The sequence below is a fragment of the Nocardia sp. NPDC023733 genome (assembly GCF_040639775.1).
GTDB lineage: Bacteria > Actinomycetota > Actinomycetes > Mycobacteriales > Mycobacteriaceae > Nocardia > Nocardia rosealba.
The window spans coordinates 217,031-232,031 of sequence record NZ_JBFAAN010000006.1 but is presented as its reverse complement, the minus strand read 5'-3'; the positions used below and the strand labels follow the sequence as shown (position 1 = coordinate 232,031).

At 68.4% G+C, this 15,001-nt stretch carries 14 protein-coding genes; 10 read left to right on the top strand and 4 right to left on the bottom strand.

Annotated features, from left to right (window positions below):
* The first annotated feature begins 46 nt into the window (after positions 1 to 46).
* Complete coding sequence (locus AB0F86_RS23250) at positions 47 to 535, top strand: GNAT family N-acetyltransferase (protein ID WP_225281031.1); 489 nt, start codon at positions 47 to 49, stop codon at positions 533 to 535.
* Between the two features lie 33 nt (positions 536 to 568).
* Positions 569 to 1,219 (top strand): transcriptional repressor LexA, encoded by a 651-nt coding sequence (gene lexA / locus AB0F86_RS23245; protein WP_356985148.1) that lies wholly within the window; start codon positions 569 to 571, stop codon positions 1,217 to 1,219.
* Positions 1,220 to 1,224: 5 nt separating this feature from the next.
* Here lexA and AB0F86_RS23240 read toward each other — a convergent pair whose 3' ends face one another.
* Positions 1,225 to 2,187, bottom strand: a complete 963-nt coding sequence (locus tag AB0F86_RS23240; RefSeq protein WP_356985147.1) for a DUF2332 domain-containing protein — start codon at positions 2,185 to 2,187, stop codon at positions 1,225 to 1,227.
* Positions 2,188 to 2,348: 161 nt separating this feature from the next.
* Here AB0F86_RS23240 and AB0F86_RS23235 point away from each other — a divergent pair, with 161 nt between their 5' ends.
* From AB0F86_RS23235 to holA, 3 genes are all read left to right on the top strand, one after another.
* Entirely contained in the window at positions 2,349 to 3,374 is a 1,026-nt protein-coding gene (locus AB0F86_RS23235) for a ComEA family DNA-binding protein (RefSeq protein ID WP_356985146.1), read from the top strand.
* Positions 3,375 to 3,567: 193 nt separating this feature from the next.
* Positions 3,568 to 6,318, top strand: a complete 2,751-nt coding sequence (locus AB0F86_RS23230) for a ComEC/Rec2 family competence protein (RefSeq protein WP_356985145.1) — start codon at positions 3,568 to 3,570, stop codon at positions 6,316 to 6,318.
* Positions 6,281 to 7,249, top strand: coding sequence for a DNA polymerase III subunit delta (holA, locus tag AB0F86_RS23225; RefSeq protein ID WP_356985144.1), 969 nt, complete (start codon positions 6,281 to 6,283; stop codon positions 7,247 to 7,249). Before AB0F86_RS23230 ends, holA begins: the two co-directional genes overlap by 38 nt.
* A 3-nt stretch (positions 7,250 to 7,252) precedes the next feature.
* Here holA and AB0F86_RS23220 read toward each other — a convergent pair whose 3' ends face one another.
* Together AB0F86_RS23220 and rpsT are read right to left on the bottom strand one after the other, a co-directional pair.
* Positions 7,253 to 7,498 carry a hypothetical protein gene (locus tag AB0F86_RS23220; protein ID WP_067486280.1) on the bottom strand — a complete coding sequence of 82 codons (246 nt, stop codon included), beginning with the start codon at positions 7,496 to 7,498 and terminating at the stop codon, positions 7,253 to 7,255.
* A gap of 91 nt (positions 7,499 to 7,589) precedes the next feature.
* The gene (gene rpsT, locus AB0F86_RS23215; protein ID WP_067486282.1) at positions 7,590 to 7,850 is read right to left on the bottom strand and encodes a 30S ribosomal protein S20; all 261 of its coding nucleotides are present in this window, start codon (positions 7,848 to 7,850) and stop codon (positions 7,590 to 7,592) included.
* A 397-nt stretch (positions 7,851 to 8,247) separates the two neighbouring features.
* On the opposite strand from rpsT, the gene AB0F86_RS23210 reads away from it, so the two are divergent.
* The 4 genes from AB0F86_RS23210 to AB0F86_RS23195 all read left to right on the top strand — a co-directional run bounded on the left by AB0F86_RS23210 (position 8,248) and on the right by AB0F86_RS23195 (position 12,439).
* Entirely contained in the window at positions 8,248 to 9,777 is a 1,530-nt protein-coding gene (locus AB0F86_RS23210) for a circularly permuted type 2 ATP-grasp protein (RefSeq protein WP_356985214.1), read from the top strand.
* A 4-nt stretch (positions 9,778 to 9,781) separates the two neighbouring features.
* The gene (locus AB0F86_RS23205; RefSeq protein ID WP_181698352.1) at positions 9,782 to 10,759 is read left to right on the top strand and encodes an alpha-E domain-containing protein; all 978 of its coding nucleotides are present in this window, start codon (positions 9,782 to 9,784) and stop codon (positions 10,757 to 10,759) included.
* An 8-nt stretch (positions 10,760 to 10,767) separates the two neighbouring features.
* Complete coding sequence (locus AB0F86_RS23200; protein WP_181698398.1) at positions 10,768 to 11,598, top strand: transglutaminase family protein; 831 nt, start codon at positions 10,768 to 10,770, stop codon at positions 11,596 to 11,598.
* A gap of 64 nt (positions 11,599 to 11,662) precedes the next feature.
* Positions 11,663 to 12,439, top strand: a complete 777-nt coding sequence (locus tag AB0F86_RS23195) for an aquaporin (protein WP_181698353.1) — start codon at positions 11,663 to 11,665, stop codon at positions 12,437 to 12,439.
* A gap of 52 nt (positions 12,440 to 12,491) precedes the next feature.
* On the opposite strand, the gene AB0F86_RS23190 is transcribed toward AB0F86_RS23195, so the two are convergent.
* Positions 12,492 to 13,046, bottom strand: a complete 555-nt coding sequence (locus tag AB0F86_RS23190; RefSeq protein WP_067642340.1) for a type II toxin-antitoxin system PemK/MazF family toxin — start codon at positions 13,044 to 13,046, stop codon at positions 12,492 to 12,494.
* A 70-nt stretch (positions 13,047 to 13,116) separates the two neighbouring features.
* Here AB0F86_RS23190 and lepA point away from each other — a divergent pair, with 70 nt between their 5' ends.
* Positions 13,117 to 15,000 carry a translation elongation factor 4 gene (gene lepA, locus AB0F86_RS23185; protein ID WP_220139415.1) on the top strand — a complete coding sequence of 628 codons (1,884 nt, stop codon included), beginning with the start codon at positions 13,117 to 13,119 and terminating at the stop codon, positions 14,998 to 15,000.
* Position 15,001: the final 1 nt, after the last annotated feature.

Sequence of the window (15,001 nt, the reverse complement as noted above, 5' to 3'; positions counted from 1 at the left end):
CGACAACCGGCGCGCCCGGATCGGTCGCCTGCTTACGGTAGAGAACATGACCGCCTCCACCACGCGACCGACCCCGCCTGCCGTCGAAGTGCTGACCGTCGACTGGGAGCATCCGGACGCGGACGTGCTGCGCGCGGAGATGTCGGCAGAGGTCGGCCCGCGCTACGCCTATATCGAATTCGTCGGGCCGCCGCCGACACTCGTCGACCCGCGCACCGTCCACAAGACCTTCGTGGCCTACGCGGGCCGGACGCCCGCGGGTCATGCCGCAGTGCGCTGGAACGCCGGGGATCTGGAGCTCAAGCGGATGTTCGTCCGACCGGCCTTTCGTGGCACGGGCACGGCGACGGCTTTGCTCGCGGCCGCCGAAGCGGCGGCGCGGGAGGCGGGACAACCGCGGCTCATCCTGCAGACCGGGCATCTGCAACCCGATGCGGTGCGGTTCTACGAACGCAGCGGATATCACCGGATCCCGCTGTTCGCGCCGTATCACGAGCTGCCGCTGTCGAACTGCTTCGCCAAGAACCTGGCCTGAAAGGGTGCGGTGGCCGGGCTCTACGATGCCAGCGTGACCGCATTCGACGAGTTCGACTTTCCCGATACCTCGAACATGCCGCCGCGCAGGCAACACATCCTCGCGGTGATCCGGGATTCGGTGCTCGCGCACGGTTATCCGCCGAGTGCGCGTGAGATCGCCGACGCGGTGGGGCTGCGATCCACCTCGACGGTCTCCAAACATCTGAAGGCGCTGGAGGAGGACGGTTTTCTGCGCCGCAGTGCGGCGATGACCCGGCCCATCGACGTGCGCCTGTTCCTGCGTGGCGCACCCGGCGCGGGCTCCGATTCCGCCGTCAGCGTGCCGGTTGTCGGTGACATCGCGGCGGGCACGCCGATCACCGCCGAACAGCACGCCGACGATGTCTTGACGCTGCCACGTGAGCTGGTCGGACGCGGTGAGGTCTTCGGCCTGCGCGTGCGCGGCGACTCGATGATCGGCGCCGCCATCTGCGACGGCGATCTCGTCGTCGTCCGCAGCCAGCGTGAGGCCAACTCCGGCGACATCGTGGCGGCCATGATCGGTGAGGAGGCGACCGTGAAGGTGTATCGCCGCCGTAACGGCCACATCCACCTCGAACCGTGCAACCCCGCCTATTCGACGATCGACGGCGACGACGCCGTCATCCTCGGCAAAGTCGTCTCGGTGATGCGCCGCCTCTGATCCCGCTACGCCGGACCGAACCAGTCCAGCGACCGGCCGTGCGGGTCGGCGAAGGCCGACGCGACCTCGTCCAGCGCGAGCACCATGCGTGCCTTGTCGGACGCTCGTGGGGGGAGCTGGCCGGAAAGCCAGGGAAGCACGCCTGTGCCTTCCTGGGAAATCCAGTGGCAGGGCAGTGATCGCACTGCCGTGCGGAACTGTTCCCTGGCTTCCGGCGGCAGGTAGGTGAGGACGGCGCTGTCGAAGACCACCACGGTGCTGTCGGGCGGTGCGGCGCGCACGAGTTCGGCGATCTGCTCGTTCAGGTCGCCCGTGACGAGGATCGGTGGGTCGGCCGCGACGATCTCGCAGGCCGCGCGCAATCGGGTCTTCCGGTCCTCCTGGCCGGGCCAGACGAGTGCCTCCAACCATTCGCGACTGTGCCGGTCGGTGACGTCGAGAGGGTTCAGATCGACGCCCGCCCGGTAGACGACCTCCGGCAGGTCGGTCGGCACGGGGACCGGGCCGGTCACGGTGCAGGGCAACACCACCGGTGACTCGCCGTCCGGCGGGTTCAGCACTGTTGTGCCGTATCGGTAGCTGAAACGGTCCGGGTAGAGACACAAACCCGCGGAGGCACCGACATCGACGAGTGCGAGTGGGCCCGGCAGCCCGGCCAGCATCGGAAGCAGTGTCGCCGACCGGCCGACCTCGTTGGTCTGTGTGCGGCGGGACAACGTCGTTGTCTGGATCGCGTCCCACCGTTCGATCAGCTGCGTGCGGAATTCGCTGTAGGCCACCGCGTTCACACCGTTCACCGTCGCGGCGGCGAGCACGAGGTTGGGTTGCTGTTTCTCGACGGGCAGCCGCGCGAGCAAGGCCAGGACCGCCGGGTCCTCGGCGATGTCGAGGGCACGGCGGTAGTACAGCGGGGAGTTGGTGTGGACTTCCCGCACCGCGAAGTCGCGGAAGCGTTGTGCCAGGTCCATGTGTACCTGCGTACTGCGAATCGGCCATGAGCGCACGGTATTCGGTGAGCACCGCCGGGGACCGGCGGAAAAGCGCCGTTGACCGAGAGTTGTCCACAGGGTGCGAGTTATCCACAGGCCCGTCGAAAGCGCAGGTGGGCAGCGGGTTTCGAGGAGAGCCGATGGCTAGCGTCGCCGCCATGCCACGACACGAAGAGCACGAGCGAGTTCGGCAGCGGTTGGGCGGGCTCGCGGTGCAAGACAAACCACGACCGCACACGACGGCTCGGTGGGAGGCGGACGACGAGCCGCTCGATTACCGGCGAGGCGGGGCCGCCGACCCGCCACGGGCCGGCCACTGGGACGACGACGAACTGACTCCTGCGGACGGTCCGCCGGGCGAGGTGGGGACGCCCGGCTGGCTGGACGAGGAAGGTCGGCGCGGACGGAACAAACTGGTGCCGGAACGTTTTCGTCAGGCTCGTATGGATCCGGGACGGCGCGGTGCGCTGGCCCTCGGGATCATCGGCCTGGTCGCGGTGGTGCTGACCGGAGTGATGGTGATGCGCGATCGCCCGGTATCGCAGGCGGTGCCACCGGTACCGGCACTGCGCGCCGAGCACATCACTCCACGCGCTGAACAGACCGCTGTGGTCGCGGCCGCGAGCGCTGCCGCGACCGCTGATCCTGGAGCCGGAATCGCGGGCGGGAGTGGGGAACTCGTTGTCAGCGTCGTTGGGTTGGTGCACCGTGCCGGATTGCATCGTCTGCCCGGCGGGGCACGGGTCGCCGACGCGATCGAGATGGCAGGTGGCGCCCGCGAGGGTGCCGACCTCGCGGGGCTGAACCTTGCCCAGCGGCTGACCGATGGCGATCAGGTGGTTGTCGGTGCCGCAGGGCCGCTGGCGGGCCAACCCGTGCAGGGCAGCGCGATGATCAGTGCCGCCGGTGGGCCACCGGGTTCGAGCTCGGCGGGGGCCGTCGCGGGCCCCGGTCCCGGTGCGGCCGGGAGCAATTCGCGAGTCGACCTCAACTCGGCGACCGAGGCCGAACTCGATGCGCTGCCCGGCGTCGGACCGGTCACCGCGAAGGCGATCATCACGTGGCGGACGACCAATGGCCCGTTCACCGATGTGGCGCAACTCGGTGAGGTGAACGGTATCGGTCCGGCCCGACTGGCTCGCCTGCGCGATCTGGTCACGACATGACCCGTGTGCGGGGCGCGGTCGGCACCGGCCGGCGTGATCAGGCTGTGCAGACCGCCGGTGCGGCGGGATGAGGGTCGGGGCGGATAGGGCGAGAGCGAAAACGCTGAGTGGGGCTGTCGATCGGCCGTTGGCGACCGGTTCCGCGTCGGTCGGCAGGTTGTTCACATCGCCGGGGTCGAGCCGTCGTCCATCGGTGAGGCCGGAGAACACGGCGGCCGACGAGGATCAGGAGGAGCCCGAGGTCCTCGATATGCGGCTGGTACCCGCGGCGCTCGGGTGCTGGGCGGCAACGCTCATCGCCCTGACCCTCGGGTGGCGAGCGGGCGTGGTGCTGGCCGTCTTGGCGGTACTGGGAGCGATCGGCGCGTGGGTCGGGTTGTTGTGGGCGATAGCGCATCGGCGGGAACGGTGGCGGGTCGTCGCTGTGGCGGCGACAGCGACGATGCTGCTCGGCGCCGGGTTCGGGGCGGCGGCCGCGTGGCGCGAACATCACGTGCAGGCGCATCCGTTGCGGGAATCGGTCGGGCGAACCGTGACCGTGGTAGCGGAGATCTCCGACGACGCCAAACAGATTCGGGCAGGCTCGTTCGGCGGTGAACGGCGATGGATCATCCGGGCAGGCCTGCGCGAGTTCGGCAATGGTGCGCACCGCACACATGCCGGTGGCGCGCTGGTGGTTCTCGCTGCCGGGGAGGAGTGGGCGAAACTCGCGCCGGGACAGGTGGTTCGGTTCCGGGGAACGGTGAGCGAACCGTTGCGGACCGACCTCACCGTTGCCACGTTGCGGGCGACCGCCGAACCGGAGCGCATCGGTGTTCCGCCCTGGTGGCAACGACTCGCGACAGGTGTACGCGCCGACCTGGCCGACGCGGCCGCGCGGGCCCTCCCGCCCGACGCGGCGGGTCTGCTACCCGCACTGGTCGTCGGCGACACCGCCGCGCTGTCGAACGAGGTCAGGGATGCCTTCGAAATCGCCGGCTTGCAACACCTGTGCGTCGTCAGCGGCGCCAATTTCACAATCTTGTTGACCGCGCTGCTCGGCTTGACCCGTAGCCTCACCGCCGGACCACGAATCAGGGCAGCGACCGCCGCGGGGGCGGTGGTGGTGTTCGTGATCCTCGCCCGGCCGGACCCCAGTGTGTTGCGCGCCGCCGCAATGGGTTCGGTGACGGTGCTTGCCCTGCTGACAGGCCGACGCAAACAGGCACTACCCGCACTGTGTGGTGCGGTGATCGGATTGCTCGCCGTCGCACCGGAGTTGGCGGTGAGTGCCGGATTCGCGCTGTCGGTGCTCGCCACGGCCGGGCTGATCCTGCTCGCACCGAGCTGGGCGGACTGGTTGCGCGAGCGCGGGTGGTGGCGTGTACCCGCCGAGATTCTCGCGGTGTCGGCGGCGGCCTTCGTCGTGACACTGCCACTGATGGTCGCCCTGTCCGGGCGGGTGAGCCTGGTAGCCGTCGCCGCCAATGCCCTCGTCGCACCCGTGGTCGGAGTGATCACGGTGATCGGAGCGGTCGGTGCCGTAGTCGCGTGCCTGTGGGTGGACGCGGCCGTGTGGGTGCTGTGGTGTGCGCGCCCGCCACTGTGGTGGTTGCTCGGCGTCGCCGAACACGCCGCCGCCCTCCCCGGTGCCGCCGTCACGGTGCAGTCGGGCACTGCTGCGGGCCTTGTGGCGGCCGCTCTGATGATCGTCCTGGTAGCGGCCCTGCGCTGGTCGCGGGCGCGTCGGCTCCTTGCCGTCGTCTGCCTAGGTATCGCCGTCGTCCTGGTCCCTGTCCGGCTCTGGCACCCCGGGTGGCCACCCGCGGGCTGGGTCCTGGCCATGTGTGATGTCGGCCAGGGAGACGCCCTCGCCGTCGCTGTCGCCCCCGGTGCCGCCATAGTCGTCGACGTCGGCCCCGACCCCCGCCCCATCCGCCGCTGCCTCGACCGCCTCCGGGTCACCCGGGTCCCCCTCCTCATCCTCACCCACCCGCACGCCGACCACATCGACGGTCTCGCGGGCGCCCTTCACGGCCGCGCAGTAGACGCCATCGCCACCGCTCCCGGCGAAACCCGCCCACCCACCTGCCCCACGCCAACCCTTGGATCACAGTCGGGGCCTGCGGCGGCGCTGCTGAGAGTTACCTCGGGACTGCCGACAGCCTGTGCTCGGTCTGCGTCGAGTGAGACGACCGCAACGGAGAGCGTTGGCGCTCATGACCATTCAGGCGACGGAGTGCGCAGGGTCGTGGAGCTTGCGGAGGGCGCGGGGATCCCGCTGATCGAGCTGCATCAGGGACATGTGTTGCGGTTCGGGGCGACAGAGCTCGACGTTCTCGCGCCGGGGGAGCGGGCGCCCGGTTCGCTGGAACTCGATGAGGCCAATGATCGGTCGCTGGTGGTGCGGGCGCGCACGGCACTCGGGACGGTTCTGCTGACGGGGGACATCGAGAGCGAGGCTCAGCGGAAGATGATGCGCGACAACGACATCAGGGCCGACGTGCTCAAAGTTCCGCACCACGGTTCGCGGACGACGACAGCGGAATTCCTGCGCGCGGTCCGGCCGCGCCTGGCATTGATCAGCTCCGGCACCGACAACACCTTCGGTCATCCACATCCGGATGTGATCGGGGTGCTCACCGCCCTGGGCGCGACAATCGCCCGAACCGACCTCGACGGCGATGTCATCGTGCTCGGGACGGCGACAGAACAACGGATGGTCAAGTCTCCCCGACTACCGCCGCGGACACCTCGTTCACGTCGAGCACTTCGGTGCCGAGGACGGAGCGATCCCATCCGTGAGGCGCTACAGGGAGGAGCCGGCACAACGCGATCGCTCGCGCGACAGGACCCGTGCGCGGCGGACGAGCAGCGGTATCGCGACCCTCGCCGATCCCGTCGGTCCCCCTACGTAGGATCGCCTCGTGAGCGAACTCCCTGCGGTGCATCTGGTTCTCGGTGACGAGGAACTGCTGGTCGAGCGCGCTGTCGCGCGGGTGATGAGCGAGGTACGGGCGGGGGCACCCGACCCGGACTCGGTGCCGGTGGACCGGATGCGCGCCGGTGACGCCAGCACCGCCGAACTGGCCGAACTTCTCAGCCCCTCACTGTTCGCCGAAGACCGCGTGATCGTGCTCGAATCGGCGGCCGAGGCGGGCAAGGACGCGGTGGCGGTGATCACCGACGCGGCCGCCGACCCGCCGCCCGGCGTTGTCCTGATGGTGCTGCACTCCGGTGGCGGCCGCGCCAAGGCGCTGGTCCCGGCGCTGCAGAAGCAGGGCGCCGTGGTGCACGAGTGCGCCAAGCTCACCAAACCGGCGGAGCGGGTGGAATTCGTGCGCGGCGAGTTCCGGGCCGCGGGCGTGAAGGTCGGTGCCGAAGCGGTGCAGGTGCTGATCGAATGCGTCGGGTTCGAGCTGCGTGAACTGGCCGCGGCCTGTTCGCAGCTGGTGTCCGACACCGGCGGCAAGATCGATGTGAACGCCGTGCGCCGGTACTACTCGGGCCGCGCCGAGGTGACCGGTTTCGATGTCGCCGAACTCGCTGTGGCAGGCGACCGGTCGGCCGCGATGGAGGCGCTGCGCTGGGCGACCGACCGGGGCGTCCCACACGTGCTGCTGGCCGACGCGCTGGCCGACTCGGTCCACACCATCGCCAAGGTGGGATCGGCCGGTCGCGGCGACCCGTTCAAGCTGGCTCAGCAGCTCGGTATGCCGCCGTGGAAGGTGAAGAAGGCCCAAGCGCAGGCGCGTGGCTGGAACCCGGCCTCGATCGGCACCGCCCTGCAGGTGGTGGCCGTCCTCAACGCCGACGTCAAGGGCGGCGCCGCCGATGCCACCTTCGCCGTGGAGCAGGCGCTCGCGCGCATCCTCGACCTGCGTGCCACCGGCTGAGAGTCAGTCGCCGATGACGGCGAGGGCCTCCTCGTCTTCCTCGAGGTCCTCGTACCGGCCCTCCCACTCCTCGTAGAGCGGGATCTCGTCCTCACGGGTGACGACCCAGGCGACGCTGTAGCCGCCGTCCTCGTCGGGCACCATCACGTTCTCGATCTTGAGACCGAGCCCGAGGATCTCCGCCGCGCGGATCACCTCGGCCAGGTCGTCGCCTCGTACCACCGTCTGATTCGCGTACACCGTCAACATGCGCGGAATGGTAGCCGACGACAAAAGCCGCCGTGGTCATCGAGGCCACGGCGGCTGCGTCTTGCGAACCGGGTACAGCGACCCGGGCAGATCAGATCTTGTTCAGAGCCAGCGCGAGCGCGGACTTCTTGTTGGCGGCCTGGTTGGCGTGGATGACGCCCTTGGAGGCAGCCTTGTCGAGCTTGCGGCTCGCGAACTGCAGCTGCTCGGCAGCCTTTTCCTTGTCACCGCTGGCAGCAGCTTCGCGGAAGTTGCGGATCGCGGTGCGCAGCGCGGACTTGACCGACTGGTTGCGCTTGCGCGCTTCCTCGTTGGTACGGATCCGCTTCATCTGGGACTTGATGTTGGCCACGCCTGTATCCTCTGGTTTCCTGTCGCTGGGTGGTATGTCTTGAAAGCTCGTCGGGCGCGCGCCCACGATGCAGCAGATGGTGCTGAACTACGGGTAACACCGCGCCGAAGATCGAGGTTACCAGCTCCGCACCGCCCGGCGAAATCGGCCCTGCCCGTCCGCGCCGGTGTGGGCGGCGAGTTCACCCGTTTCAGGTGATGCGAGAAATTTACGTGTGGCTCACACGACGTTGTCGCCGGGTAGTGGACAGTTTTCTCCCATGACCTCCACCACAACGCCGGGTACGGCACGATCCGCCTCACCGGCGTTGGTGAGCACGAACGGTCATCCGGCGGTCGCACATACCGGTTTGTTCCACGGCTACGGGCCCGGCCGCTTCGCCGACGCCTTCGACGAGATGTTCGACGAGAACAGCAAGGTTCGCGCGCCCTACCGGGGCATTCACGCGGCGATGGCCGCCAACGACCTCCACGATCTGGCCAAACGCTCCGCTGCCCTGGATCGCGCGTTCATCGATCAGGGCATCACCTTCTCCCTGTCGGGCCAAGAGCGGCCGTTCCCCCTCGATCTGGTGCCGAGAGTGATCGCGGCCGCCGAGTGGGCGCATCTCGAGCGTGGCATCACCCAGCGGGTCCGCGCGCTCGAGCTGTTCCTGGCCGACGTGTACGGCGAGCAGAACATCCTGCGCGACGGGGTGATCCCGAAGCGCCTGGTCACCTCCTGCGCGCACTTCCACCGCGAGGCCGCGGGCATCGTCCCGCCCAACGGTGTGCGGATCCATGTGTCGGGCATCGACCTGGTGCGTGACGAGCACGGCGATTTCCGGGTGCTCGAGGACAACCTGCGCTCGCCGTCGGGGGTCTCCTATGTGATGGAGAACCGGCGGACGATGGCGCGCGTCTTCCCCGACCTGTTCTCCTCGCACCTGGTCCGCGCGGTCGGCGACTATCCGGCGCACCTGTTGCGGGCATTGCGTGCCTCGGCGGCACCCAACGAGGCCGATCCGACGGTGGTCGTCCTCACGCCCGGCGTGCACAACGCGGCGTATTTCGAGCATTCGCTGCTGGCCAGGCAGATGGGGGTGGAGCTGGTCGAGGGTCGTGACCTGTTCTGCCGCGACAATGTCGTCTACCTGCGGACCACCGAGGGGGAACGGCAGGTCGACGTGATCTACCGCCGCATCGACGACATCTACCTCGACCCGATGCACTTCCGCCCGGACTCGGTGCTCGGCGTCGCCGGTGTGCTCAACGCCGCCCGCGCGGGCAATGTAGTGATCTCCAGCGCCGTCGGCAACGGCGTGGGCGACGACAAACTGATCTACACCTATGTGCCGGCGATCATCGAGTACTACCTGGGCGAGAAACCGATCCTGCCCAACGTCGACACCTTCCGGTGCTGGCTCGACGACGAACGCGCGGAGGTGCTCGACCGGATCGACGAGCTGGTGGTCAAACCGGTGGAGGGGTCGGGCGGCTACGGCATCGTGATCGGCCCCGACGCCGACCGTGCCGAACTCGATGCCGTCCGCCGCAAGGTGTGCGCCGATCCGAGAGGCTGGATCGCGCAACCGGTGGTGCAGCTCTCGACGGTGCCGACCAAGATCGGTGACGACCTGGTCCCGCGGCACGTGGATCTGCGCCCGTTCGCGGTGAACGACGGCGACAGCATCTGGGTGCTGCCCGGCGGCCTCACCCGCGTCGCGCTGCCCGAAGGGTCGCTGGTGGTGAACTCGAGCCAGGGCGGTGGCAGCAAGGACACCTGGGTGCTGGCCGGCCGCTCCGACGACAGCGAGCTGGCCGGCCCGCAGCTGGTGAGTGATCCACTCCGCGCCGATCCGTTCGAGCAGGGCCGCGACCTCACCACCTCCCAGGCTCATCAGCAACAGCAGCAGCAACAACAGACCCAGCGGCTGATCGGGGATTGACCACATGCTCGCCCGCAATGCCGAATCCCTGTACTGGATCGGCCGCTACGTCGAGCGCGCCGACGACACCGCCCGCATCCTCGATGTGGCCGTCCACCAGCTGCTCGAGGACGCCACCGTCGATGCCGACCGCACCTCACGGGTCCTGCTGGAGGTGCTCGGCATCGAACCGCCCGACGGGTTGCGCCTGGACGTCTGGTCGGTCACCGATCTGGTCGCGTTCAGCCACGAGCACGGTGTGTCCATCAGCGAGTCCATCGCGAAGGCGCGTGAAAATGCCCGTGGTGCACGGGAAGTCACCTCCAGCGAGATGTGGGAGTGCCTCAACACCACCTACAACGGGCTGGCGGCCGCCGAGCAGGCCGCACGTGGGCTCGGTCCGCACGAATTCTTCGCCTACGTCAAGGATCGCGCGGCGATGTTCACGGGCCTGACCGACTCGACGCTGAGCCGCGACGACGGGTACCGCTTCCTGCTCCTCGGCCGTTCCATCGAACGCATCGACATGATGGTCCGCTTGCTGCTGTCGCGCGCCGGTGACCGCACCTCCTCACCCGCCTGGGTGACGGTGCTGCGCTCGGCGGGCGCCCACGACACCTACCTGCGCACCCACCGTGGCGCGCTCGACGCGGCACGGGTCGCCGAATTCATCCTGCTCGACCGCCTTTTCCCGCGTTCGGTGTTCCACGCGTTGCTGGTCGCCGAGGCCTGCCTGACCGAGCTGGATCAGCGGCCGGGCAGCCGCGTCGGTGCCCGCCACGAAGCGCAACGGGTGCTCGGCCGGGCCCGCAGCGAACTGGAATTCCTGCCGCCCGGCGTGCTGCTGGAAAACCTGCAGACCCGGTTGCTCGCCTTGCAGAAGGCGTGCCGCGATGTCGGGGAAGCGGTGTCGCGGCAGTACTTCCACGCCGCACCGTGGGTGGCCTGGACCGATGTGCGGCGCGGCACCGACGCCACCGTGACCGTGGAGGGGGAGCTGTGAGCTGGCGAATGCGGGTGGTGCACACCACCGGATACATCTACGACGCGCCGGTGACGCGCTCGTTCAACGAGGCAAGGCTCACCCCGAGGGCCGACAGCAGGCAGAACGTGATCCTCAACCGCGTCGAAACCGTGCCCGCCACCCGGTCCTACCGCTACACCGACTACTGGGGAACGGCGGTCACCGCGTTCGATCTGCACGCCCCACACACCGAACTGGAGGTGAGCGGGTCCTCGGTGGTGGAAACCGAACCCTTCACCGAACCGGCGACGGAACTGACCTGGGACGAGTTGCGTGGCGAACGCACCGTCGACCGGTTCGACGAAATGCTCGGTCCCACCTCCTACGTTCCCCGCGACGAGTCCCTGGACGCCGTGGCCGGGCAGTTGGCGCACGGCGTCTCGCCCGCCCGAGCGGTGGTCCGGGCGGCCGAATGGGTGCACCGGGAAATGGACTACAGCGCGGGCACCACCTCGGTGCACACCTCGGCCACGCAGGCCTTCGCCGAACGGCGTGGTGTCTGCCAGGACTACGCGCACCTGACCCTGGTGTTGTTGCGCGCCATGGGAATTCCCAGTCGTTATGTGTCGGGATATCTGCATCCGAACCCGGCCGCGCCGATCGGGGAGGCGGTCGCGGGGGAGTCGCACGCCTGGGTCGAGGCGTGGACGGGACAGTGGTGGGGTTACGACCCGACCAACAATCTGGCGGTCAACGAGCAGCACGTGTCGGTGGGTGTCGGGCGGGACTACGCGGACGTACCGCCGTTGAAAGGGGTGTTCTCCGGCGGCGGCTCGACGGACCTCGCGGTCGTTGTAGAGGTCACTCGCCTGGCGTAATGTCCGAAACGCTCGTGCGGACCCCGCTCGTCGCGGGGATCATTCTCCCGGAGAGGTGGTCGCGATGTCGCTCACAGCACAAGAACTCAGTGAACCCGAAGTCATCCCCGAGCCCAAGAAATGGGCCGCGGAAGCGCTCGGCACCTTCCTTCTCGTCATGGGCGGTGTCGGCACCGCGGTCATCGCCGGTGATCGGGTGGGTGCGCTCGGTGTGGCGCTGGCCTTCGGTCTCACACTGCTGTTCCTCGTGTACTCCATCGGGCCGATCTCGGGCTGCCATGTGAACCCCGCGGTCACCCTCGGCCAGTTGTTGCTCGGGCGGGTCACGGTCGTCTCGGCGGTCGGGTACTGGGTCGCCCAGCTCATCGGTGGCCTCCTGGCCGGGCTGGTGCTGTTCGCGGTGGCCAAGAACCTGCCGAGCTACGACCGGCCGGTCGACGGTCTCGGTGCCAACGGCTGGGGCAAGCACAGCCCGTCGGCGGCCACCGGCCCGCTCGGCGAGGTCGTGGTGCAGAACGGGTACGGCATGGCGGCCATGATCATCATCGAGGTGATGCTCACCGCGGTGCTGGTCTTCGTCGTGCTCGCTTCGACCGACCGCCTCTCGGATGTGCCGCTGGCCGGTATGTCGATCGGATTCACGCTCGCCGTGATCCACCTGATCTCGATCCCGGTCGACAACACCTCGGTCAATCCGGCGCGCAGCCTCGCGGTCGCCCCGTACCAGGACGGCGCGATGGGTCAGGTGTGGGCGTTCTTCGTGTTCCCGCTGATCGGCGGCGTGCTCGGGGCATTGGTGTACGGCATGATCTTCGGCCGTTCCCGGGATGTACTGAGCTGAACCGGGCTGTCACGACCCCCGATCCGGTGCGTCCGGGTCGGGGGTCGTCGCGTCAGCTCCAGCTGTATTCGGCCACCAGCCGATGCGCGACCAGGTCGAAGGTCTTGCGTTCGACGATCGCGCCTTCGCGCCGGATGCCGTCCTCGGGCACATCGAGCACCCGGTCCAGCCGCACCCAGCTCGCCCGGCCCGCGTGGTCCCAGGGGCCCGAGCCGATGCCCACCCAGTTGCGGTCGTGCGCGCGTTCGGGTTTCGACGACAGCATCAGCCCGAGCAGCGTTTTACGGTCGCGGCCGACCACCAGCACCGGCCGGTCCTTGCCGTTGGTCGGATCCTCCTCGAACGGCACCCAGGTCCACACGACCTCACCCGGGTCGGCGCGCCCGTCCAATTGCGGGCAGTACACGATCTGGCGGGCCCGATGCGCGGTCGGCACCGGTGTCGAGGCGGTCGGGCGCACCGGCACGACGGGGCCGGGCTTGGCGCCGCCCAAGGCACCCGCCAGCTTCTCGAGCAGCCGAGGTCCCTGCTTGCGCACGATCTTCGGCCCCTGCTCCTTGGCGATCACGCCGAGCTGCTTGCCGAGAGTGTTCCAACTGCTGGCCATGCTTGGAAATATAACGACTGACCCGGCTCCGGTGCACCGGTGACAGAGCCGCGCGTGTGGTCATGGGACGATGGACCCAGTTCGCCGATACCCCTCGAGGAGTGGAGTGGCTTCCAGCTTTGCCGATACGACGTTCACCGATCCGTCGCGGATCAGGAACTTCTGCATCATCGCCCACATCGACCACGGCAAGTCGACCCTGGCCGATCGGATGTTGCAGCTGACCGGTGTGGTCGAGGAGCGGGCGATGCGCGCCCAGTACCTGGACCGGATGGACATCGAGCGCGAGCGCGGGATCACCATCAAGGCGCAGAACGTCCGGCTGCCGTGGCAGGTCGACGGCACCGACTACGTGCTGCACCTGATCGACACCCCGGGCCACGTCGACTTCACCTACGAGGTGTCGCGCGCGCTGGAGGCGTGTGAGGGTGCGATCCTGCTGGTCGACGCCGCGCAGGGGATCGAGGCACAGACCCTCGCCAATCTCTACCTGGCGATGGACAAGGACCTCACGATCATCCCGGTCCTGAACAAGATCGACCTGCCCGCCGCCGACCCGGACCGCTACGCCGCCGAGATCGCCCACATCGTCGGGTGTGAACCCGACGACGTGCTCCGGGTCTCCGGCAAGACCGGCGTCGGTGTGCCCGCGCTGCTCGACGAGGCGGTCCGGTTGGTCCCGCCGCCGGTCGGCGACGCCGACGCGCCCGCCCGCGCCATGATCTTCGACTCCGTCTACGACACCTACCGCGGTGTGGTCACCTACATCCGCGTGGTCGACGGCAAGCTGACCCCGCGCCAGAAGATCAAGATGATGTCGACCGGCGCGACCCACGAACTGCTCGAGATCGGCATCGTCTCGCCCGAACCCAAGCCCACCCAGGGTCTGGGCGTCGGCGAGGTGGGCTACCTCATCACCGGCGTGAAGGACGTTCGCCAGTCCAAGGTCGGTGACACCATCACCAGCGCCCGCGACGGCGCGACGCAGGCCCTCACCGGGTACCGCGAACCCCAGCCGATGGTCTACTCCGGCCTCTACCCGGTGGACGGTTCGGACTACCCGAACCTGCGCGACGCCCTGGACAAGCTCCAGCTCAACGACGCCGCGCTCACCTACGTGCCGGAAACCTCGGTCGCGCTCGGTTTCGGCTTCCGCTGCGGCTTCCTCGGTCTGCTGCACATGGAGATCACCCGCGAACGCCTCGAGCGCGAGTTCGGTCTCGACCTCATCTCCACCGCGCCCAACGTGATCTACCGCGTGGTCATGGAAGACGGTAAAGAACACATCGTCACCAACCCCTCGTTCTGGCCGGAGGGCAAGGTGCGCCAGGCTTTCGAGCCGGTCACCAAGTGCACCGTGATCGCACCGAGCGAGTTCATCGGTTCCATCATGGAGCTGTGCCAGTCCCGGCGCGGCGAGCTGCTCGGCATGGACTACCTGTCCGAGACCCGCGTCGAGATGCGGTACACGCTGCCGATGGCCGAGATCATCTTCGACTTCTTCGATTCGCTGAAGTCGCGCACGCGCGGCTACGCCAGCCTCGATTACGAAGAGGCGGGCGAGCAGGAAGCCGCGCTGGTGAAGGTCGACATCCTGTTGCAGGGTGAGGCCGTCGACGCGTTCAGCGCCATCGTGCACAAGGACGCGGCCCAGCCCTACGGCAACAAGATGACGACCAAGCTGCGCGAACTCATCCCGCGTCAGCAGTTCGAGGTGCCCATCCAGGCGGCGATCGGCTCGAAGATCATCGCGCGCGAGAACATCCGCGCCATCCGCAAGGATGTGCTCGCCAAGTGCTACGGCGGTGACATCAGCCGTAAGCGCAAGCTGCTCGAGAAGCAGAAGGAAGGCAAGAAGCGCATGAAGACCATCGGCCGGGTCGACGTGCCGCAGGAGGCCTTCGTGGCCGCGCTGTCCTCGGACGCGTCCTCGGACAAGCCGAAGGGCAAGTAGC